The 18,844-nt window shown below is 68.3% G+C and carries 24 protein-coding genes; 13 read left to right on the forward strand and 11 right to left on the reverse strand.

Translation table 11 applies throughout. The features are described 5' to 3' along the window. Positions 1-351: 351 nt before the first annotated feature. Positions 352-633 carry a hypothetical protein gene (locus AC0685_RS32935; RefSeq protein ID WP_478229070.1) on the reverse strand — a complete coding sequence of 94 codons (282 nt, stop codon included), beginning with the start codon at positions 631-633 and terminating at the stop codon, positions 352-354. Between the two features lie 17 nt (positions 634-650). Beyond that, complete coding sequence (locus AC0685_RS32940; RefSeq protein WP_478229071.1) at positions 651-917, reverse strand: hypothetical protein; 267 nt, start codon at positions 915-917, stop codon at positions 651-653. 155 nt (positions 918-1,072) lie between these two features. On the opposite strand from AC0685_RS32940, the gene AC0685_RS32945 reads away from it, so the two are divergent. The 3 genes from AC0685_RS32945 to AC0685_RS32955 are packed head-to-tail and all read left to right on the forward strand — an operon-like array spanning position 1,073 to position 3,065. Beyond that, entirely contained in the window at positions 1,073-1,495 is a 423-nt protein-coding gene (locus tag AC0685_RS32945; RefSeq protein WP_478229072.1) for an XRE family transcriptional regulator, read from the forward strand. 2 nt (positions 1,496-1,497) lie between these two features. After that, the gene (locus tag AC0685_RS32950; protein WP_478229073.1) at positions 1,498-1,980 is read left to right on the forward strand and encodes an ImmA/IrrE family metallo-endopeptidase; all 483 of its coding nucleotides are present in this window, start codon (positions 1,498-1,500) and stop codon (positions 1,978-1,980) included. Beyond that, positions 1,977-3,065, forward strand: coding sequence for an MAB_1171c family putative transporter (locus AC0685_RS32955; RefSeq protein WP_478229074.1), 1,089 nt, complete (start codon positions 1,977-1,979; stop codon positions 3,063-3,065). Before AC0685_RS32950 ends, AC0685_RS32955 begins: the two co-directional genes overlap by 4 nt. Before the next feature lie 3 nt (positions 3,066-3,068). On the opposite strand, the gene AC0685_RS32960 is transcribed toward AC0685_RS32955, so the two are convergent. Next, the gene (locus tag AC0685_RS32960; protein ID WP_478229075.1) at positions 3,069-3,227 is read right to left on the reverse strand and encodes a hypothetical protein; all 159 of its coding nucleotides are present in this window, start codon (positions 3,225-3,227) and stop codon (positions 3,069-3,071) included. A gap of 9 nt (positions 3,228-3,236) precedes the next feature. Between AC0685_RS32960 and AC0685_RS32965 the strand changes: the two genes are divergently transcribed. Beyond that, positions 3,237-4,700 carry a DUF2334 domain-containing protein gene (locus AC0685_RS32965; RefSeq protein ID WP_478229076.1) on the forward strand — a complete coding sequence of 488 codons (1,464 nt, stop codon included), beginning with the start codon at positions 3,237-3,239 and terminating at the stop codon, positions 4,698-4,700. A gap of 185 nt (positions 4,701-4,885) precedes the next feature. Here AC0685_RS32965 and AC0685_RS32970 read toward each other — a convergent pair whose 3' ends face one another. Together AC0685_RS32970 and AC0685_RS32975 are read right to left on the reverse strand one after the other, a co-directional pair. After that, the gene (locus AC0685_RS32970; protein ID WP_478229077.1) at positions 4,886-6,607 is read right to left on the reverse strand and encodes a tetratricopeptide repeat protein; all 1,722 of its coding nucleotides are present in this window, start codon (positions 6,605-6,607) and stop codon (positions 4,886-4,888) included. Next, positions 6,604-7,776, reverse strand: a complete 1,173-nt coding sequence (locus AC0685_RS32975) for an ATP-binding protein (RefSeq protein WP_478229078.1) — start codon at positions 7,774-7,776, stop codon at positions 6,604-6,606. Before AC0685_RS32975 ends, AC0685_RS32970 begins: the two co-directional genes overlap by 4 nt. 271 nt (positions 7,777-8,047) lie before the next feature. Between AC0685_RS32975 and AC0685_RS32980 the strand changes: the two genes are divergently transcribed. After that, positions 8,048-9,112, forward strand: a complete 1,065-nt coding sequence (locus AC0685_RS32980; RefSeq protein ID WP_478229079.1) for a DUF5925 domain-containing protein — start codon at positions 8,048-8,050, stop codon at positions 9,110-9,112. 150 nt (positions 9,113-9,262) lie between these two features. Here AC0685_RS32980 and AC0685_RS32985 read toward each other — a convergent pair whose 3' ends face one another. Further along, positions 9,263-9,394, reverse strand: coding sequence for a hypothetical protein (locus tag AC0685_RS32985; protein WP_478229080.1), 132 nt, complete (start codon positions 9,392-9,394; stop codon positions 9,263-9,265). Between the two features lie 110 nt (positions 9,395-9,504). Here AC0685_RS32985 and AC0685_RS32990 point away from each other — a divergent pair, with 110 nt between their 5' ends. Continuing rightward, entirely contained in the window at positions 9,505-10,626 is a 1,122-nt protein-coding gene (locus AC0685_RS32990) for a hypothetical protein (protein WP_478229081.1), read from the forward strand. Positions 10,627-10,973: 347 nt separating this feature from the next. Beyond that, a complete protein-coding gene (locus AC0685_RS32995) occupies positions 10,974-11,903 on the forward strand; it encodes a VCBS repeat-containing protein (RefSeq protein ID WP_478229082.1) in 930 nt (309 codons plus the stop codon). Between the two features lie 14 nt (positions 11,904-11,917). Here AC0685_RS32995 and AC0685_RS33000 read toward each other — a convergent pair whose 3' ends face one another. Then, on the reverse strand, positions 11,918-12,034 hold the full coding sequence (locus AC0685_RS33000) for a sigma factor-like helix-turn-helix DNA-binding protein (RefSeq protein ID WP_478229083.1): 117 nt from the start codon (positions 12,032-12,034) through the stop codon (positions 11,918-11,920). Between the two features lie 129 nt (positions 12,035-12,163). On the opposite strand from AC0685_RS33000, the gene AC0685_RS33005 reads away from it, so the two are divergent. The 3 genes from AC0685_RS33005 to AC0685_RS33015 all read left to right on the forward strand — a co-directional run bounded on the left by AC0685_RS33005 (position 12,164) and on the right by AC0685_RS33015 (position 14,316). Next, entirely contained in the window at positions 12,164-13,528 is a 1,365-nt protein-coding gene (locus tag AC0685_RS33005; protein ID WP_478229084.1) for a hypothetical protein, read from the forward strand. Positions 13,529-13,630: 102 nt separating this feature from the next. Beyond that, positions 13,631-14,053 (forward strand): CBS domain-containing protein, encoded by a 423-nt coding sequence (locus tag AC0685_RS33010; protein WP_478229085.1) that lies wholly within the window; start codon positions 13,631-13,633, stop codon positions 14,051-14,053. A gap of 29 nt (positions 14,054-14,082) precedes the next feature. Beyond that, positions 14,083-14,316 (forward strand): hypothetical protein, encoded by a 234-nt coding sequence (locus AC0685_RS33015; RefSeq protein ID WP_478229161.1) that lies wholly within the window; start codon positions 14,083-14,085, stop codon positions 14,314-14,316. On the opposite strand, the gene AC0685_RS33020 is transcribed toward AC0685_RS33015, so the two are convergent. From AC0685_RS33020 to AC0685_RS33035, 4 genes are all read right to left on the reverse strand, one after another. Beyond that, positions 14,313-15,662: a phosphoribosyltransferase family protein gene (locus AC0685_RS33020; protein WP_478229086.1), complete on the reverse strand. Its 1,350-nt coding sequence runs from the start codon at positions 15,660-15,662 to the stop codon at positions 14,313-14,315. The two genes, AC0685_RS33015 and AC0685_RS33020, sit on opposite strands and share 4 nt — an antisense overlap. Positions 15,663-15,813: 151 nt before the next feature. Further along, complete coding sequence (locus tag AC0685_RS33025; protein ID WP_478229087.1) at positions 15,814-15,969, reverse strand: hypothetical protein; 156 nt, start codon at positions 15,967-15,969, stop codon at positions 15,814-15,816. A gap of 69 nt (positions 15,970-16,038) precedes the next feature. Next, positions 16,039-16,452: an archease gene (locus AC0685_RS33030; protein WP_478229088.1), complete on the reverse strand. Its 414-nt coding sequence runs from the start codon at positions 16,450-16,452 to the stop codon at positions 16,039-16,041. Beyond that, a complete protein-coding gene (locus AC0685_RS33035; protein WP_478229089.1) occupies positions 16,449-17,204 on the reverse strand; it encodes a ribosome hibernation promotion factor in 756 nt (251 codons plus the stop codon). Before AC0685_RS33035 ends, AC0685_RS33030 begins: the two co-directional genes overlap by 4 nt. Positions 17,205-17,422: 218 nt before the next feature. Between AC0685_RS33035 and AC0685_RS33040 the strand changes: the two genes are divergently transcribed. From AC0685_RS33040 to AC0685_RS33050, 3 genes are all read left to right on the forward strand, one after another. Further along, a complete protein-coding gene (locus tag AC0685_RS33040; RefSeq protein WP_478229090.1) occupies positions 17,423-17,815 on the forward strand; it encodes an Hsp20/alpha crystallin family protein in 393 nt (130 codons plus the stop codon). Between the two features lie 281 nt (positions 17,816-18,096). Beyond that, positions 18,097-18,432, forward strand: coding sequence for a hypothetical protein (locus tag AC0685_RS33045; protein WP_478229091.1), 336 nt, complete (start codon positions 18,097-18,099; stop codon positions 18,430-18,432). 12 nt (positions 18,433-18,444) lie between these two features. Further along, on the forward strand, positions 18,445-18,819 hold the full coding sequence (locus AC0685_RS33050) for a hypothetical protein (RefSeq protein ID WP_478229092.1): 375 nt from the start codon (positions 18,445-18,447) through the stop codon (positions 18,817-18,819). Positions 18,820-18,844 lie beyond the last annotated feature (25 nt).

The following is an 18,844-nucleotide window of genomic DNA, read 5'->3' on the forward strand; positions in this document are numbered from 1 at the left end:
CCTTGTCTTTGTGCGGAGGGAGAGAAGGGGACCCTTGGGTTGGGTGGGGGGGGGGGGGGGTGGGGGGTGGTTTTTGGGTTCCCACCCAAAACCCCCCCCCACGACCCCCCATTCGGGCCTAAACCAGTCATTGAGTCAGCGAAAAGTGTCCTTTATGGACACTCAGGGGTGCGGTCGGCTCCTGTCGGCCAGGGCAACCGTGCGCGTGACCTGCGGCAATCCTCATCGCTTACGATCAAGACTCCCATCCAAGATCAACTTAAGCTACGTGGCATTGCGCGATCGCCCGGTGCGTCGCGAAAGCCACTTTCGCGACGTCAGGTGTCCCGAAAGTGGCTTTCGCGGCATCGCCTACTTCGTGCAGTGGATCCCGGCTTCACCCCGGTACATCACGAAGCTGATCTTCACCGAGTACAGGTGGATGGTCACGCACTGATCGGGCGTGTACCCGTAGGCGGAGGCCTGGTCGTAGGCCTGCTGCAACGCCGTCCGCTTCGCCGACGCCGCCGTCTTCTCCACGGTGGTCCCGAGGAACGCCCGGGTCTCTTGGGCGCTCGCCACCCCCGGTGCGAGCGTCATGAGTCCCGCGAGGACCACGGCGGCCCCTGTCGCGCGGGCGATCGTTCTGTTCATCGTTTCCCCTCCTGGTGTCAGCGCTGGCAGTAGAGCCAGACGGTGGCGCTGTAGTAGTGCGTCTGCGACCGGACGTCGGAGGCTCGGACGTAGCACTGCGAGTCCAGCCAGCCCGTATTGCGGGCGAAGGTGCGGGCGACCTTTTCCGCCGAGGTGATGGCGTCCGACGGACCCGGGCCGATGCCGCTGGCGTAGAAATCTCCGGTCTCCACGGCGAGAGCCGGGGTCGCCGACACGGTCATGGCGGCCACCGCCAGTGCCGCCGCGGTCAACAACTTCTTCATGGGAGCTCCCCCTCCAGGGTGTCAGCCAGAATCGACCGACTCCCTTCAGTTATTCATCTCAGCTAACGTGATGACCGTAAGGGGCCGCCGGATCGGCTGTCAACTCACATGAACGACAATCTCGCTGAGATTCATCTCAGCTTAAGGAGGTGAAGATGGCCGAACCACGGGCGACCACGCTCACCGACCGGATCGACCGCCTCTTCCAGGTGGTCCGGCGGCCCAACGGCGAGCAGTACAGCCACGAGGAAGTGGCGCGGGCCTGCCGGGAGAGCACCGGCGAGTCGTTTTCCGCCGCCTACCTCTGGCAACTGCGGACGGGCCGCCGGGACAACCCGACCAAACGGCATCTCGAAGCGCTCGCGGCGTTCTTCCAGGTGCCGCCCGCGTACTTCTTCGACGACGAACAGGGAAGGGCTCTTGCCGAAGAGGTCGAGTTACTGGGAGCGTTGCGCAACACCGCGGTGCGCAACCTGGCGTTGCGCGCGGTGACGCTGTCCGAGGAGGGGCTCGGCACCGTGACCGACATCGTCGAGGCGATCAGGCGGCGCGAGTCCAAGCGTGACCAGGGGGAGTAGCCATGTTCGGCAGGAAGAGCGCGCTCTGGCGCAGATGTGAGCGGATCGCGTCCGCCGTGCGGCTACCGGAACCGTTCGACGTCACCACGTTGTTCGGCGAGGTCGCGGCGATGCGCGGGCGCCCCATCGAACTGGTGGCGCTCGAGGCGCGGCCTGGGGCGCCGTGCGGGGTGCTCGCGGCCACCGACCGGGCGGACTACGTGTTCTACACGCGGGACACGTCTCCGTTGCACCAGCGGCACATCCTGCTGCATGAACTCGGCCATCTGCTGTGCGGGCACGTCGAAGGCGAGGTGCGGCCGGAGGCGATCGCCGCGATGGTCGCGCCCTCGCTTTCGGCGGATCTGGTCCGCCGGGTCCTCGGCCGCACGACGTACGCGCAGGAGCAGGAGAAGGAAGCCGAACTCTTCGCGTCGTTGCTCATGCGCCGAGCCGTGAACGCCGGGCCGGAATCCGATCGGCTGCGCCACGCCCTCGGTTCGTGATCAGCTATCTGTCCGCCACGATGCTGGCGTTGATCGGCGTCACCCGGCTGATGACGGTGCGTGCCGGGCCGAGGCATCTGGCCACGTTCTTCCTCAGCATGGCGGCAGGCCTCGCCGTCTCCGCCGACGCCACGGTCCGGCTCCTCGGCGACGACCTGCTCCCGCGGCTGGTCACCAACGCGCTGCAACTGCTCGCGATGCGCGCGCTGGTCCAGGTGGTCCGCAGTACCCGGTCACCGGAAAAGCCGACGCCGTTCTGGCCCATCGTGCTGTGCTGGGCGTTGATGGTCCTGTGCTACCTGGACATCGTTCCGCATCGGCTCGAAGTGGGCACGCCCGCGTTCCAGTGGCGCTGGAGCGTCGTCGCGTACCAAGTGGTCCTCACGGCGTACGGGGTCACCTGCCTGGTGCTGTTCACGCGCACGCTGGCCCGCAGTGCCGCGGGCCGTCCACAAGGGACGTTCCGGACCGGCCTGCGGATCCTGGTCTGCGCCGCCGTCACGACCATCGCGTGGGTGCTGTTCTCCGGGCTTCCCTCGCTGTGGCTGGAGATCACCGACCTCGCGGACCTCGATTTCCTGCCACGCGCCCGCCTGGTCGGCCTCGGCGCGATGGTGCTGTGGGTCCTCGGCGGACTGTTCACCACCTGGGACGGCGCGCTCCGGCTGGCGCGCGCGTGGCGAGGGATCCGGGCGGTGACACCGCTGTGGAAGGCACTCGTCGCCGCGCATCCGCAGATCGCGCTGCCCGTGCGCCACGACCTCGAATTCACGTTGTACCGCAGGGTGATCGAGATCCGTGACGGTCTACTCGCGTTGCGGGCACACGTTCCGCCGCAGCTCGGGGACTGGCTGCGCACCCCGGTCGACGAGCCCACGCGCGCCGCCGCCGAACTCGCGGCGGCGCTGGTGATGCGTGCGGCGGGGCGCAGCTGGCCGCACCCTCCGGCCGGGCCGGAGGGCGCGCATCCCGGCGTGCGGGAGGAAAGCGCCTGGCTGAGCGCCGTGTCGTCCGCCTTCACGAACTCCCGCGTCGTGCGGGAGGTACGGGAACGCGCGCTGGCCGAGGCCGGGCACCTTTCCTGACGGTCAAGGCCTGCCGAGTTCCAGTGTGGCGTTGTGCAGCGACGAGTACATCGGGTCGGAAGTGAAGTCCGGCCCGGTCTCCTCGCCGAGGTAGACGTCGATGTGCCGGTCGCCGCCGAGACCGGGCGTGAACTCGTCCATGATCCGCCAGGAGGCGACCACCGGACGCTGGTGGTCTACGACGCGGGTGAGCGGGACGCGCCGAATCCGCCCGCCGGCGCGGACGAGGCCGGAATGGCCGAGGCGCACGCGATGCAGACCGCGAACCTGGTCTCGCGGGCGGGCAGCTGGACGATGCGGGCCGCGGCCGATTACCGGGCCGGTGAGATCGGCGGATACCAGGCGCTGGTCTACGTCGGCGCGATCAGCGAGGCCGCACTCCCGGCCGCGTTTCTCGCGGACGTGGCGGCCGCGAAGGTGCCCGTCGTCTGGATGGGCGAGAACATCCACCGCCTGGCGGAACAAGACCCCGGTATCACCGCGCGGTGGGGATGGACGCCGGTCGGCCGCACCCCGACCTCGCCGACCGAGGTCCGCTACAAGAACGTGCCGCTCGAACGCAATCCCGAGGTCGGCTCAATTCCGTTGATACGGCGGGAAAACCCGGCGGTCAACGAAGTGCTCGCGGACGGGGTCGCCGTCGGGGAGCACACGCCGTGGGCGGTGCGCTCCGGGACCTTCACCTACCTCGCGGAGGCGCCGTTCTCCTACGTCAACGAGGGGGACCGGTACCTCGCCGCCGCCGACATCCTGCTCGGCACGCTCGCCCCGAAGACCGCGGAACGGCACCGCGCGCTCGTGCGGATCGAAGACATCGGGCCGCGTACCGATCCCGGCCAGATCCGCCGGATCGCCGATCTGCTCGGCGGGCAAGGGATCCCGTTCTCGCTGGCGGTCTATCCGTACTACGCGGACCCGCACGGCGTCGCCAACGGCGGCAGGCCGACCTTCGCCCGGCTCGTCGACAGCCCGGCCTTGGTCGACGCGCTGCACCACGCCATCCGGCGCGGCGCGACGATGATCATGCACGGCTACAGTCACCAATTCGAGGAGATGGCGAACCGTTACGGCGGGGCGAGCTCCGCGGACTACGAGTTCTACACGGCGATCGTGGACAAGAACAACCACGTCGTGGAGACCGGCCCGGTCCCCGGTGATTCCGCGGAATGGTTCCGCGGGCGGATCGCCACCGGGCTCGGCGAGTTCCGCCGGGTCGGGCTGCCGGAGCCGGAAGTGTTCGAGTTCCCGCATTACGGCGGTTCCGCGGTGGACTACAAAGAGGTCAGTTCGCATTTCGCGGGATACTGCCCCCGCGGCGCCTGCGGCTCCACCGCGACCGTGTCCTATCAGACCAAATACGGTCAGTACTTTCCCTACCCGGTAAGGGATGTCTATGGCGCGGTGGTGATCCCGGAGAATCTTGACCATATCGCGCCGGAGCCGTTCAACCAGCACCCGGCCCGGCTGCCCGCGGATCTGCTCGCCGACGGCGCGAAGTCCAAAGTGGTCCGTGACAACGTGGCGAGCTTCTTCTTCCACCCGTTCCTGCCGCTGGAGCACCTGAGCACGGTCGTCCTCGGCCTGCGGGCGCAGGGATACGAGTTCACCACCGCCAGCGAGGTCGCCAGGGGCTGACCTCGGCGGCAAACGTATCGGTTGCGATGGCCGTTCGCGACACATGCCCGGCCCGTGGGGCTCACCGCCACCTGGGCCGGGCACTCGTCCTGCCTCCGCTGACGTTGCGAAAGCCACTCGGGGTGACCCCGCACTTCGGTCCCGGCCGTCGCCGTCGTGCGTGCGTGGTTTTCGCTCACCGCCGCTCAGATATCGGTGGTGGACACCAAGATCTGGGCGAGTCTCCCGTCCCCCCACACCAAGCCGAGCTGATGCCCGGCGAAGTCGTAGTTGACCCAGGTCTCGCCGGTGGCGCGGTTCTGCCAGCTGTCGTGCGCAACGGCCCCGTGCGCCAGCACGAAGGCGTCGACCGACCCACGATGCCCGCCGAGGTCGAGCCCGGAGATCACGCGGTCCGCGTTCGGGCAGCGCGCGACATCGACACTGACCCTCTTCACCAGCCCGTCGAGCACCGTGATGTCGACGCCGTCGACACTCGGTTCCTTGCGGCCCACCAAAAACCGCCGGACGGCCGAGTCCGGGAAGAGCCCGCGCAGGTCCGCGTACGCCGCGGAGTCCTCGGGCGCACCCAGCGCCGCGCATATCGTCACGATGACGCCGGTCAGCGGCGTCCCGGGGGCAGGGGGCGGATCGGCCGCGGGCTTCTCGGTCTTCCTGGGTGCCGGCCGCGGGTCCCGGCCGCCGAAGCCTGCCACGCGGTCCCAGATCCAGTCGGCCATCGAGTCGGCGACGGGCTCGTCGGGCTGTCCTGGCCGGCGCCGGACCAGCGCCCCGAACGCGACGACGACCAGGTACGCCCCGGCGTCGTCGGTCATCACCTGTTCCCAGAGTTCGTTCTCGGGCCAGTCGGGGTGCGCCGCCCGGTCGGCCTCGATCTCGGCGTCCATGGCGACGATCTCGGCCGCGGACATCAGGCGGAACGGCTCTGCCTGCCCCCAGGCGGCACCCGAGCCGGGCTGCTGGCCGTCGTGCCAGGCCACAAGCAGCTTCGCGACCATCGAGCCGACCTTCTTGTCCGCCAGATCGGCGGCCGTGGCGCCCGGCCGAAGGGTGGCACGCAGGTCGGCGGGCAGCACGGCGTCCAGCGCCGCCAGCGCGGAAGGCAGGTCGGTGCCGAGCCGCTGGTCGCGGATCTGCTGCCAAGCCATCTCGAGCGCGCCAGTGCCCTGGAGGTCCGACAGGGTGATGTCGTCGCCGCTCGCTTTCTCGAGGATCCGCAGCATCGCCCGAGCGGCACCCACCAGGCTCTGCAGCAGGTCGTCGGTCGGATCCTCACGCAGCAGCCGAAGACCGAGTTGTTCGGCGTCATCGAACCGGTACTGCGCCAGGTAGGCGTAGCCGAGCAGCATGGCGACCCAGGAGTCCGCCGCGTTGGCCCGGATGGCCTCCTCGGCCGCGGGAGCGAACCGTTCGGGGGGTGCGAAGCTCTCCAGCAGGTACTCCGCGCGTTTCGCCAGCGCCTTGGGGAGGTCATCCGGCGCCGTCCGCGCGCACAGTGCCACCGCCTCGTCGAGTTGCCGCCACCCTTCCTCGTGCGCCCCGGAGAGTGCCTGGGCGGAGCCCAGCTTCATCCAGTCGTCCCAGTCCTCGTGGCTCTCGCCCAGCACGGTGCGCGCCCATCGCAGCGCCTCGTCATGGTTGTGCTCCGCCGATTCCAGATGCCGAAGCGCACGAGCCGCCATCGTGAACCAAGTGTCGCGCCGGCCGGCCACCCGGAGGAACAGCCGCCGCGCCTCGTCGACTTCGCCGCACACCTGGCGGTGATCGCCGAGCAGCATCAACGCGCTGCTCCGCTCCGGCTGGGCCGCGAGCACCCGCAGCGCCAGCTCGGCGATCTGGGGATGCGTCGGCTGGGCTCCGATGAGTTCCCAGGCCAGGTCGAGGTCGCGCTCCACGTCGTCGCTCATCGCATGCCTCGCTTCACCCGGTATGCCCGCAGTTGGTCGAAGGTCCCGTCGTCGACGCCGTACTCCAGTACCGGCGCGACCTGGTCGAACCAGGACGTCGTCGACGGGGTGATGCCGCCGACCGCGGCCAGCAGCGCGTCGGTGGTGACGGGCACCAGCTCACCCCTGCTCATCGACTCGACCATCGCCTTTTGCAGCACGGTGGTCGTCAGGTGGCTGAGGTCGGCACCGGAGAACCCTTCGGTCGCCGCCGCGACGGCCACGACGTCGACATCGTCGGCGGGTTTGCCCGCCAGCGCGCCCTGGACGATCGCCGCCCTGGCGACCGCGTCCGGTGGCAGCACCAGCACCGTCTTGTCGATCCGGCCCGGACGGCGCAGGGCGGAGTCGATGTCCCACGGCCGGTTCGTCGCGGCAAGGAAGTAGACCCCGTCGTTCTTGCCCGCCATGCCGTCTAGCTCTTCGAGCAGCTGAGTGACGAGCATCCGCATCGCGTGCGATCCGCCGCCACCGGAGGTACGCCGTCCACCGAGCGCGTCGAACTCGTCGAAGAAGATCACGCACGGCGTCGCCGCGCGGGCGTGGCGGAACACGCTCTGGATCGCCTTCTCGCTCTCCCCGATCCACTTGCTGAGCAGGTCCGCGAGGGTCACGTGGAGGAAGGAGGCGCCGAGATCGCCGGCGATCGCCCTGGCGATGAAGGTCTTGCCGCACCCGGGCGGGCCGTACATCAGCAGCGACCCGCCGGGCGTCTGCCCGAACGCCGCCGCCAGCTCGGGATTGCGCAGCGGAGCGAGGAACGCGGTGTCCAGGTGCTGCTTGACCTCGGCGAGACCCGCGACGTCGGCCAGCGTCACCGCCGGGCGCTCGGCGTCCCACAGCGACGCCGGCACGGCGGCGCCGCTTTCCTGACGGTCTTCGTCGGCCGGGGCCGGAACCGGGTTCGAGGTGCGCAACCGCGCCGCCATCAGCCGGGCGCGCAGCAGCCGGACCCGCGCCGGATCACCGCCGTGGGCCTCGAACGCCGCCAGTTCGGTGGCGGCGCGGGCCGGCTCCCGCTCCAGCAGAAGCGTCACGAAGTCTTCGCGCAGCGCCAGATTGCCCGGGTCGGCCTCCACCTCGCGCGCGATCACCTCGACGAAGCCGTCGTCCGGATCTGCGTCGTTCACCGCGCGGCTCCTTCGCTCCTCGCCTCGCCGAGGCGGTCGAGTACGGCGACCAGCTCGGGGCTGTTGTCTCTGGTCATTCGGTTCTCTCTCGTCTGAGCCGCGTTCGTGTCGGTTTCGCGACCAGGAAAGCATCCCTTCGATCATCGGGGTGCCCAGGGTGGGGTCGTGGACGGCCCGGCGCCTTTCGACACGCCCGATCATGATCCCTGTCAGGGGTGAATAGGGGACGGTCCCTGATGTGCGCCGGCTTCGCCGGATGGATCGTGGCGTGGTGACAGCATGGACAACCGGGTCATCCCGGCCCGCGACCACCGAAACTCTCGATCGAGCGATGTTCTTCGGCGGCAACGCGCCGATGGAAGGCGTGCTGAATTCGCTGGCGATGGAGCCTTTCATCACCGGGTCGCAGCCGCACTCGAGGGCCGCCGACATCACCGAGGTCTCGCCGGACGCGACATTGCTGCCGCCGGGGGTCGGCGCGGACCTGACGTATGAGCTCGACGGGCGGCATTCGCACCTCGCCTTCGGACCGGAATGGACACTCGTCGCGTTGCGGCGACGCGCCGGTGCCGCGACCGTATGCGTGTCCGCCACCTCCGGCGCCCTGGCGGACGAGGTGCTCGCGGCCGCGGTCCGAACGGCACGGACGGGGACGCCGGGGGAGTCGGCCGTACCCGTCGGTTTCTGGCACGTGCAAGGGTGTGGTGGCGCCGGGGTGCGTGCGCCCAGGACCATGGACTTGCCGCCGTGGCAGGAGATCCGCGGCAACTACCCGCGGTCGGCGGTGACCGCGCTCGACACGCTCATGACGGTGCGGCCGCAGGACATCACCGGCAGGCTGGTGCTCCTCCATGGCCCCGCGGGCACCGGCAAGACGACCGCCGTGCGCGCACTCGCGCACGAATGGCGGGACTGGTGCCAGGTCGACAACGTCCTCGATCCCGAGGTCCTGTTCGCCGATCCGGGCTACCTGACGTCGGTGGTGCTCGGTGAGGAGCGAGCGGACAAGCGGAAATGGCGGCTGCTCATCCTCGAGGACTGCGACGAACTGGTCGGCGCCGACGCGAAACGCGACTCCGGACAGGCCCTGTCCCGGCTGCTCAATCTGACGGATGGCCTGCTCGGTCAAGGCCTGGACATCCTCGTCTGCCTGACCACCAACGAGAACGTCGCGCGGTTGCACCCAGCGGTGGTCCGGCCGGGCCGTTGCCTCGCCGAGATCGAGATCCCTCGGCTGCCCCAAGAGGAGGCGGCCACCTGGCTGGGCACAGGCGCGGAGATCGGCGCGGAGGGCGCCACCCTGGCCGAGCTGTATCGCCTGCGAACCGCGACCTAGTCGCGTCGGATGACCTGACCGGCTTCGCCGTTCGCCGGATCCGCGGGGGCCGGACTGTTAGGGTCCGGCCATGCGGGTGTGGTGGTGTGGCCTGGTCATAGGCGCGGTCGCGCTGCTCGGCGCGTGTGCCGGGGGCGGGGCGGGCCGGGGTCAGGTGGTGCCTTCGACCACGGCGACGATCCCGACGACAGGCGTCGTGGAGACGACGACGCGGCCGCCGGCGACCACCACGACCCGGAGTACGACGACGGACACGACCCGCACGACGACGACCCATCGCACCACGACTCAGCGTAAGACGACGACCGCGAAGCGCCCGACGACCCCGCGCCGCACTCCACCCCGGACACGTTGACGGCTCACATGGCTGGTGCCAATGGGACCCTGGGCGGGTGATGGAGAGCGCGCGGCGTGAGCTGGAGCGGATGCGGGGATCGTCCGGTGCGTGGCGGGAGTTGCGTCATGAGCGTGCGACGGATGCCGATGGCGAAGCCCGCGACGGGAACGCGGTGCGGCGGGCAAAGGTGTTGTGGGCGCTGCAATACGACCGCCGTCCCGAAGACCTCCCGCTGGTGCGGTGGTTGGCCGGGCAGGAGGCGTCGTGCCGTCACGAGGCGCCGTTCCAGGGACTGAGCGAGGAGACCGAGCTCGCCGGTTTCCTGCTCGCCGAATACCGGCAGGTGGAGGACGTGTGGCTGCATTGGGAAATCAAGGTGGCGAATTTCGACACCTGGTGTGGTTACGACCTTGAACACCTGTTCGCCGCTGGAGTAGGGGCCACCACCGCCTTTGTCCGCGGCAGCGGCCATGCCGACCGTGACGCCGTGCTCGAGCGGCTGCTCGACGAGGCGGGCAGACCCTGCGTATCCGAGGAGGGCCTGGCGAAGTGGTCGCAGCGCAAGCGCTCTCACTTCCCCGCGGATCCAGCCGCGGAGGACCCGGTCACCTGGGTCGAGCGCGCCCACCTGACCGGCGACCGTGAACTGACCCGCCGGGAGCTCGACCGGTGGGCGGCCGGTCGCGATCGGAACAAGGAAACACTGGGACGGCTCCGTTACTACCTGGCCGGCTTGGGGGCGTTCGCCGAGGCGGCTCGAGCGCAGCGCGAGAGCCTGGCGTTCGCCGGCGACGACCGGGATTCGGCGTCGGCCTGGCAGACCCTTGCCGGGCTGGAACGCCAGGCCGGCGACCACCCCGCCGCCTGGGAAGCGCTGCGCGAGTGCCGCCGAGCCCTGGAAGGCGTGTCCGGATGGTCGGAGGTGGGGCTGGGCCGGATGTACGTGGAAGAACTGTTCCTGCTGGCCGGCTCCGCGGAGGGCGAGTTCGCCGAGGCTGTGTTCGCCGAGGCGGACCGTCAGGCTCGCGACGTGCCCGGCCTTCCCCTGCTGGTGTTGCAAAGCGCCGCCGAAGCGGCCGACAAAGTCGGCGAACGGACCAAAGCCGGGTACTACCGGAAGCTCCGCGATGCCGAGCGACAGCGCATCGACACCGCGATGGGCCGAGCCCACCATTGAGGCCGCCCAGGCTCGAGCCGGATCTTGTCGACGGAAGCCGATGTAGTAGTGGCCCCTTTGCTGGCCGCTTGTGCGACCGTGAAAGTGGGAACAGTCTGGTATTGGAAGTCGATTTTCGTGCAATGAGGTGGTGGCGATGGTCTCTGTGTGTCGACTATTCGCCGCAGTGTCGTCTGTGGGTCCCGATTAGTATCCAGGTGCCTATGGTTTGGGTGTCACACCATGCTTCCTGGTGTCGTCTATTGCACTGGCCCAGCTAGTGAATGAATCTGACTGCGCTACATTTCGACAGGTCGACGCCATCGGTGGAGTGCAGTTGATCGCCTTTGCTGCGATAAGGAGAATCTGTGCGTTTCAGGAAGAGTCTGTCGATAGTCATTGCAACGCTTGCCTCGACGCTATCAGGTTTGAGCTTTTCGTCTCATTCGGCCCATGCTGATTCGCCTTCTATTGTTGAGGTCGGAACACGCGCTGTGCAGAACGACTACGTCGTATGGAGGCCTGGCAACGGGGTTTGGTATGTGAGCAACTCTGCGACAGGATCGGTCACCACGAGGCAGTGGGGTATCTCCGGAGACATCCCGGTCGGGGGCGACTACACGGGGGACGGCCGAAGCGACTTCGTGGTTTGGCGGCCAAGCAATGGCGTTTGGCACGTCAATGATCGGATCACCGGAGCGGTCGTCATCAGGCAGTGGGGTACCGCGGGGGACGTCCCGGTTGGCGGTGACTACACCGGCGACAGCGCCTTCGACTTCGTGGTTTGGCGGCCGAGCAATGGATTCTGGTACGTCAATAACCGGATCAGTGGAGGGGTGACGACCCAGCAGTGGGGCACGGCAGGCGATGTCCCGGTGAGTGCCGATTTCACCGGGGATGGTCGTAAAGACTTCGTGGTCTGGCGGCCGAGCAACGGGGTCTGGTACGTCAACGACAGCGCAACCGGTGCGGTGACTACCAGGCAGTGGGGCACCGCCGGAGATGTCCCGGTCGGTGGTGACATGACCGGGGACGCCCGTGCTGACTACACCATCTGGCGGCCGAGCAATGGCGTTTGGTACGTCGTCGATTCCGCCACCGGAGCCGTGAGGAATCAGCAGTGGGGCACGGCAGGCGATGTCCCGGTGAGTGCCGATTTCACCGGGGACGGTCGTAATGATTTCGTGGTCTGGCGGCCAGGCAACGGGGTCTGGTATGTCATGGACAGCGCAACCGGTGCGGTGACGACCAGGCAGTGGGGCACCGCCGGAGATGTCCCGGTAGCATCCTTCCGCTGACGCTGTTGCTGCGCTCACCCGGTCACCAGCCGGCGGACGCGGTCGCGCGAAAGCCCGAGCCGGTCAGCCGTTTCCTGAAGCGTCTGCGGACGGTTGTCGTGCAGCCTGTATCGCACCGTGATGACCAGCATCCGCGTGCACGCTGAAGAACGTGCACGCTGAAGAACGGAAAGGGCCAAAGTCGTTTCCCGCGCACAAGCGTTGCCACCGAAGACTTTGTGCCCTAGCGGACGGCAGTTGTGCCTGGGTGCACTGGGGAAATGCTGGTCACAGGTACTTCCCTCGTCGGCGGCCGCTACCGTTTGCTGAACCGGCGTGGCGCCACCCGGGACGGGGCTGTGGAGTTCTGGCGGGGCCGCGACGAACGGGACGCGCGGGATGTCGCGATGACCGTGCTGACCGCCGATACCCGCGGGCGGCACCTCTTCGGAGGCAGTGCCCGCGTGCTCGAGCACGCGCGGCTGACCGCCACGGCCCCCGAAGCGGCCGTGGCACCGGTGCTCGACGCCGTGCGACAGACTTCGGTACCGCCCGAACGTGCCTGCCGGATGCTACGGCCCCTCGCCGCCGCTGTCGACCACGTCCACCATCGCGGCCTCCTCGCCGGGATCGACTGTCCACAACGGATCCGGCTCGGCCAGGACGACGCCCTCATCCTGGCGTTCCCAGGCCCGGCGCCGAATGGAACGCGGCGCGAGGACATCTATGGCCTCGGCGCCCTGCTGTATGCGCTGATCGTCGGGGAGTGGCCTGCCCCCGATGCGCCCCAGAGCCTGCCCGACGTCGTGCCGGAGCAGCTGCAGCTTGTGGTGCAGCTCAGCCTCGGGTGCCCCATGCTGGGGGAGATCCACACGGTCACCCCGCTGGCGGAGGCGATGACGCGCTTCGACACCGGTGCTGTCGTCGCCGAACCGCCGGTGCCCCGCCCCGCTTCGGAGCCGGTGGTGGAGCCGCCGTCCCGGTCCATGCGCCCTCGCGACCGGGACGCGCGCTCGGTGACCACCGCGATCCTGGCGATCACGGTGGTGTTGCTCATCGCCGGCGGGGTGACGCAGGTGAGCGGGCAGTCCGGCCGCGCACCGGCCGAGGCCCCGAGGCCAGCGTCTTCGTCGGCGCCGACGGCGGTGTTGCCTCATCCCGCACCTCCGTCGCCGACCCCGTCTTCGACGACGCCTGCCGTTCCCGTTCCGGTCCGTCCCGACAGCGTGACCGTGTACAACGTGACCGGGAGCCCCGATCACCCGCGTGCGGCCGCGCTGGCCACCGACGGTGATCCGATGACCGCGTGGTCCACCGACCAGTACCGGCGGCAGTTCCCCGAGTTCGCACGGGGAGCCGGGCTTTTGGCCGCGTTCGGCCGTACGCTTCGGGTGCGCGAAGTGGACGTCACCTCGCCCAGCGCCGGGTCGGTGGTCGAGATCCGGACGGCGGCCTCGGCCCGTCCCACCTTCGTCGAGACGGTGCCGCTGGTGACCGCGACCTTGACGCCGGGCACGACCAGGATTTCCGTGCCGCCCGGTGCGGCGAGTGCGGTCGTGCTGGTCTGGCTCGTCCGTCTCACTCCCGGCCCGCGGGGCTACCAGAGCACGATCCAGGAGATCACCTTCCTGGGCGACGCCGACTGATTCATCGCTGACCCGTTCGACAGGGACCTTGGTCTCTTCTGATTGGTGACAGGACGGGAGCACGCTACGAGTTCCGGGAAGAACACGATCCGACAGGAGGTCATGATGACGACCGCACAGGACATCATGCATGCGGGCGTAACGTGTATCGGAGAGCATGACACCTTGGCATCCGCCGCACGGCGGATGCGGGAACTCGATGTCGGCGCGCTGCCGGTCTGTGGTGATGACGATCGGCTTCACGGCATCGTCACCGACCGCGACATCGTGATCAAATGTGTCGCCACGGGCGGTGACCCCGGCGTCATGACCGCCGGTGAACTGGCCGAAGGGGTGCCTCATCTCGTGCGTGCCGACGCCGAAGTGGAGGACGTGCTCGACGTGATGGAACGATATCGAGTCCGGCGGGTGCCGGTCCTCGAAGAGCACCGGCTGGTCGGGATGATCAGCGAGGCCGACCTGGCCCGTCATCTCCCCGAGGCCACGGTTGGCCGCTTCGTCGAGGCCATTTGCGCGGCTCGCTGAATACCGATCCGGGAACGGAGGCGAGAATCGTGGCGCTGTGCGAGGTGTGCGGTAACGACTACGACAAAGCGTTCGAAATCGTGGTGGACGATGAGTCCCACGTCTTCGACAGCTTCGAATGCGCGATACACCGGTTGGCGCCCACGTGTGGTCACTGCGGATGCCGGGTGGTCGGGCACGGTGTCGAAGGAGGTAATGCGGTCTACTGCTGTGCCCGATGCGCCACGACCGCGGGCGTGGCCGGGATGCGGGATCGCGTTTAGGTCGTGTTCGACGCGGCCGCGCTGTCCGGTGTGGATCCGAGGTGGTGGATGAACCAGTCCCGGGCCAGTGTGGCGGCCCAGTCGAGTGTGCCGGGTTCTTCGAACAAGTGGGTGGCGCCGGGCACGATCACGATCTCGCAGTCACATGGCATGGCCGCCTGCGCGACCTGGTTGAGGCCGAGCACGGCTTTGTCGTGCCCGCCCACGATGAGCAATGTCGGTACGTGGACGGAACTCAGCCGCTGTGCGGCGAGGTCGGGTCTGCCGCCGCGCGAGACGACGGCTCGGACGGTGTTTCCGGAGTCGGCCGCGGCCCACAGGGCCGCGCCGGCTCCGGTGCTGGCCCCGAAGTAGCCCACCGGCAGGTGTGCGGTGTCCGGCTGGGCCCTCAGCCAGTGCGTGACCTCGATCAGGCGATGCGCGAGCAGTTCGATGTCGAAGACGCGGGCGCGGTCGAGTTCTTCGAGCGGGGTCAGCAGGTCGAACAGCAAGGTGCCCAAGCCCGCGTCATTGAGGGTCGCGGCCACATGGCGGTTGCGCGGACTGTGCCGGCTGCTGCCGCTGCCATGGGCGAACACGACGACGCCGATGGGGTTTTCGGGAATGGTGAGGTGCCCGGCCAGCGTGACCTGTCCCGTACGCACTTCGACGTCCTCGTCGCGCACGGGCGGATCCGCCGGGCCCATCGCGTCGGCGGCGAGTTGCCGGGCCGGTAGGCCGGCGCGACTGAGGAAATCGGCGACTTCCTCGTCGGAGGTTTGCCGGAATTCGCGGTACCAGCGGCCCACGGCGACGAACCAGGTGGGCGTCTCGAGGCAGATCACATCGTCGGCGACTCGGCGCAGTGAAAGGATCGCGGCCGCGGCGCCCACCGGCACGGCCAACACGACCCTTGCCGCGCCTTGTGCACGCGCGACTTGGCACGCGGCGCGGGCCGTGGAGCCGGTCGCCACCCCATCATCGATGATCAGTGCGGTACGCCCGGCCAACGGGATTCGTTCTCGTCCGGCGCGGAACCTCGCGACCCGGCGCCGCAGCTCGGCCTGCTCGGCACGCTCGACCGCGGCGAGTTCTTCCTTGGTCACACGCGCACAGCGCGCGACCTCGTCGTCCACCACCCGCACGTTGTCTTCGCCGATGGCACCCACCGCGAGCTCTGGCTGGTAGGGCACGCCGAGCTTGCGCACCATGATCACGTCGAGTGGGGCGGAAAGCGCCCGCGCCACTTCGAACGCGACCGGTACACCCCCGCGCGGTAACCCGAGTACCACGATGTCTTCACCACTGAATGCCTCCAGGCGCCGAGCCAGGCGCCGTCCCGCATCTGTGCGATCGGCGAACATCATCGGCGAACCTCCGGTTTCCCTGTGCACGGACCTGTCGCGGGAAGGCCACGACCAAGGCTGGCGCTCACGGAGAGGTCAGCGGCAGAGCCCACTGTCGCTTCAAGGGAGGCCATTGGGCCTTCCGTTCCGGCAGCCTGCGCGGCAGGCCCGCTCACCCTGGGCGGACGGTCAGGTACCCGGTGCCGTCGGCCTCACCGACCCGGGTTCCGAAACGCCTGCTGGTGCGGTCGAGGGTGGACCGCAGCCATTCCGTGTCGTCACGTGTGACGTGACGCAGCCGCAGGTTCTTTGTTTCCAAGGGCACCATGTGCAGGATTGTGAGGGTGCCACTGGCCGGGTCGACGGACGGGAAATACAGCAGCCGAAGCCTCGCCCCCTACACGTCGATGGTCGCGGAGCACCACCACTGGTGACCATGATCTTCACACCGCAAGTCCTGTAACGACACGGCTTTGGGCACCGCGCCGACCGCGACGAGTCTGTCCTTCCTGACCGTGGAGAAGTGCAAGCGCAGACCGGTGGCGATCGCCCGTACCCTGGTCTCGACCGGGACCTGGCCCGCGGTTTCCAGGTGGTAGATGACTTCGTTCAGCGTGGCCGCGAGCAGGTCCGTGTCGTCGGCGCCGGTGACCTCGCAGTCCACCGAACCGGACGGTGCCGGCATGTCACGGCCGAGAAGGCTTTCGGTCACGGCGCTCACCGCGTGTGCGATGCATTGTTCACGGGTCGGCGCCCACGCCTCGATCCGCAGGTCGGCGGTGTGCGACACCGTCCGATGCCCTCCGATCACAATGCCTCGCCCGCGGGGGTGATGAGCCCGTAGTGGCCGTCGTAGCGGTGGTACAGCACGGATCCGCGACCACGTTCACCATCCAGGAAGAACAGGAACGGCGAGTTCAGAATCTCCAGCCGCGCCACAGCCTCGTCGGTGGTCAGGATCGGTGCCGGCTGAGTGCTGACGGTCAACGGAAGCCGGAACGCCGCCAGCTCGTGCGGCCCTGGCGGCGTCACCAGCGCCAGGCGATATCCGGTCGCCCCGGCACGGTAGAGCACCGCGTCGTCACCGGTACCGGCCTCGGTGAACAAGTGGAAGTCGTAGCCGAGCATCCCCATCTCTCGGGCAGCGTCGTCGATCGTGCAGCGGTGCAACGTGAACGTCTTGTGCCGGACGATCTCACGCTCCTCCGGTGGGCGCGGATACCAACGGTGACGACGAGCCCCTTCCGACTGATGCCGCCATTCATGCGGCCAGGCCGAGGGAATCCGGCCGCGCCGGGCCTCCCAGTGCTGGGCTATGCGTTCCAGCCGATGCCGAAGGCGAGCTTCCAGCCGGTCGATCGCCTCCCACGAGTTCTCGCCCTCCGCCTGAGCCCGCACCAGCCGGCCGTTGACGTCGAGGTTGGCCTGCGCCACCGCGGGGTGCGGCACCGCCGGATCACCGTGCCGCGTCACCCGTATTCGGGCGGACAACACCGGACGATGCGCCAGATGCAGCAAAGCGCCGATCTTCTCCCGGGCGTAGTCCGCCGTGCCTGGCAGCACATGCCCGTCCGTCGTAACGCGGATCTCAACAGTGGCAGAGCGCATGCTGCCGTTTTACGAGGGTTTAGAGGCGGCTACCAGGGCCGAACGGCACCTATTTCGTTCACCCGGCGAAACGGGGACTTTCGTCCCGATGCGGAGAGGACGCGGACCCTGGCCACGAGATCGCGGATACGCCAGATTGGTAGGCCTGAATTCGCGAGAGGAAGGGACCGGTAATGGCATCCTTGCTGCCCAAGGCTTCGCGCTTGCCTGAAGTTTTTCATTGGCTCAAACCGCGTAGCGGCGACCGCCTTTCCATTCCGCTGGAGGACTTCGTCGCCGACGACCGGTACGTGCTTCGCGCCGAGCTGCCCGGACTGGATCCTCAACAGGACATCAAGGTCTCGGTGACCGGCCGGGAGATCAGCATCGCCGCCGACCGTCCCAAGGAGGAAAAGGCCGAAGGAGCCAGCGAGTTTCGTCATGGCGAGCTGGCCCGCACCGTCGAACTGCCGGCGGAGGCCGATCTCGCAGGGATCGAGGCCCGCTACCACGCCGGGATCCTGGAGATCAGGCTGCCGATGGTCGGCGTCGGGGAGACGCACACCATCCCCGTGAAGGCCGGCTGATGTCGGTTCCGGCCACTTCGTCGAACAGGGTCCGGAGGTAGTGCTCCGGCATTCGATCCGGCGCGCCGATGTCCACTATGGACTTTTGGCGGGAAATCCCGTGAGCATGTGACATGCACATGTCAAACAGGTGCTTCCACCGGCACCGCGCTCACCACGTTCCGCAGCCGGACGAGAAGGGCACGATGGTCCTTACCGGAAAGACTTCCGCCCCTATCGAGAGCGCAACGCGTCCATGGAGACTGAACGTCCGACGTGACCCGGAAGATGGGAGACGTGTGATGCACGCGTTCGGAATGCTCGCCATGCTCGGTCTCGGGCTCGTGGCGGTATCGGCGGTCGCCGCCCGGTGGCTGGCCTTGGCCAAGGAGTTCTGGGCGATCACCAACCTGGTGATCGGGATCGCGGCGGCCTGGATCGTGGACTTCGACCTGTTCGCGGCCTGGGCATTGACCGTGCGCAGCCACTGGCTCGGTATCGTGTTCACCGGGAGCGCCATCGCCGGCGCCGGTCATTTCTGGCGGGTGATCCTACTGTTCTTCGAGGCCCTTGTGCGTAAGTACAGTGATGAGGCGCAAGTGCTGGAGAAGGCTCAGAATCTCCACCGCGCGGAGTGACCGGGAGGATCGGTGAGCAACGCATACGTTTCCCCCGCTGATCGGCGTAAGCAGGCGGAACAGAATATCGCCGAACTCGGCGCGCACCGCGACAGTCGCCTGCTGTTGCGGGTGCGCTGCTCGGCCAACCACCACGTCGCCACGGTTTACGACACCGCGCACGGCCCGGTCCTCGTCGTCCTGACCGGGCCGCACGCACACGGCTCACGCGATTTCGCCGATGTTCCGCACGGCGCCCATCGCCGGGGCAAGGAGTACATCGACATGCTTGAGGGGAACGGCGGTGACCTGGTCCCAGCCTGGTGTGAATGCGGGACCAGGAGGATCTCCCGGTCCATTCTGCTCCAGACGATCGCTCGCCGGGAAAAGACCATGATCCTCGCTTGAAACACCCCTTGGTTGCCCTGCTCGA

The sequence above is a fragment of the Amycolatopsis sp. NPDC043889 genome (assembly GCF_056435645.1).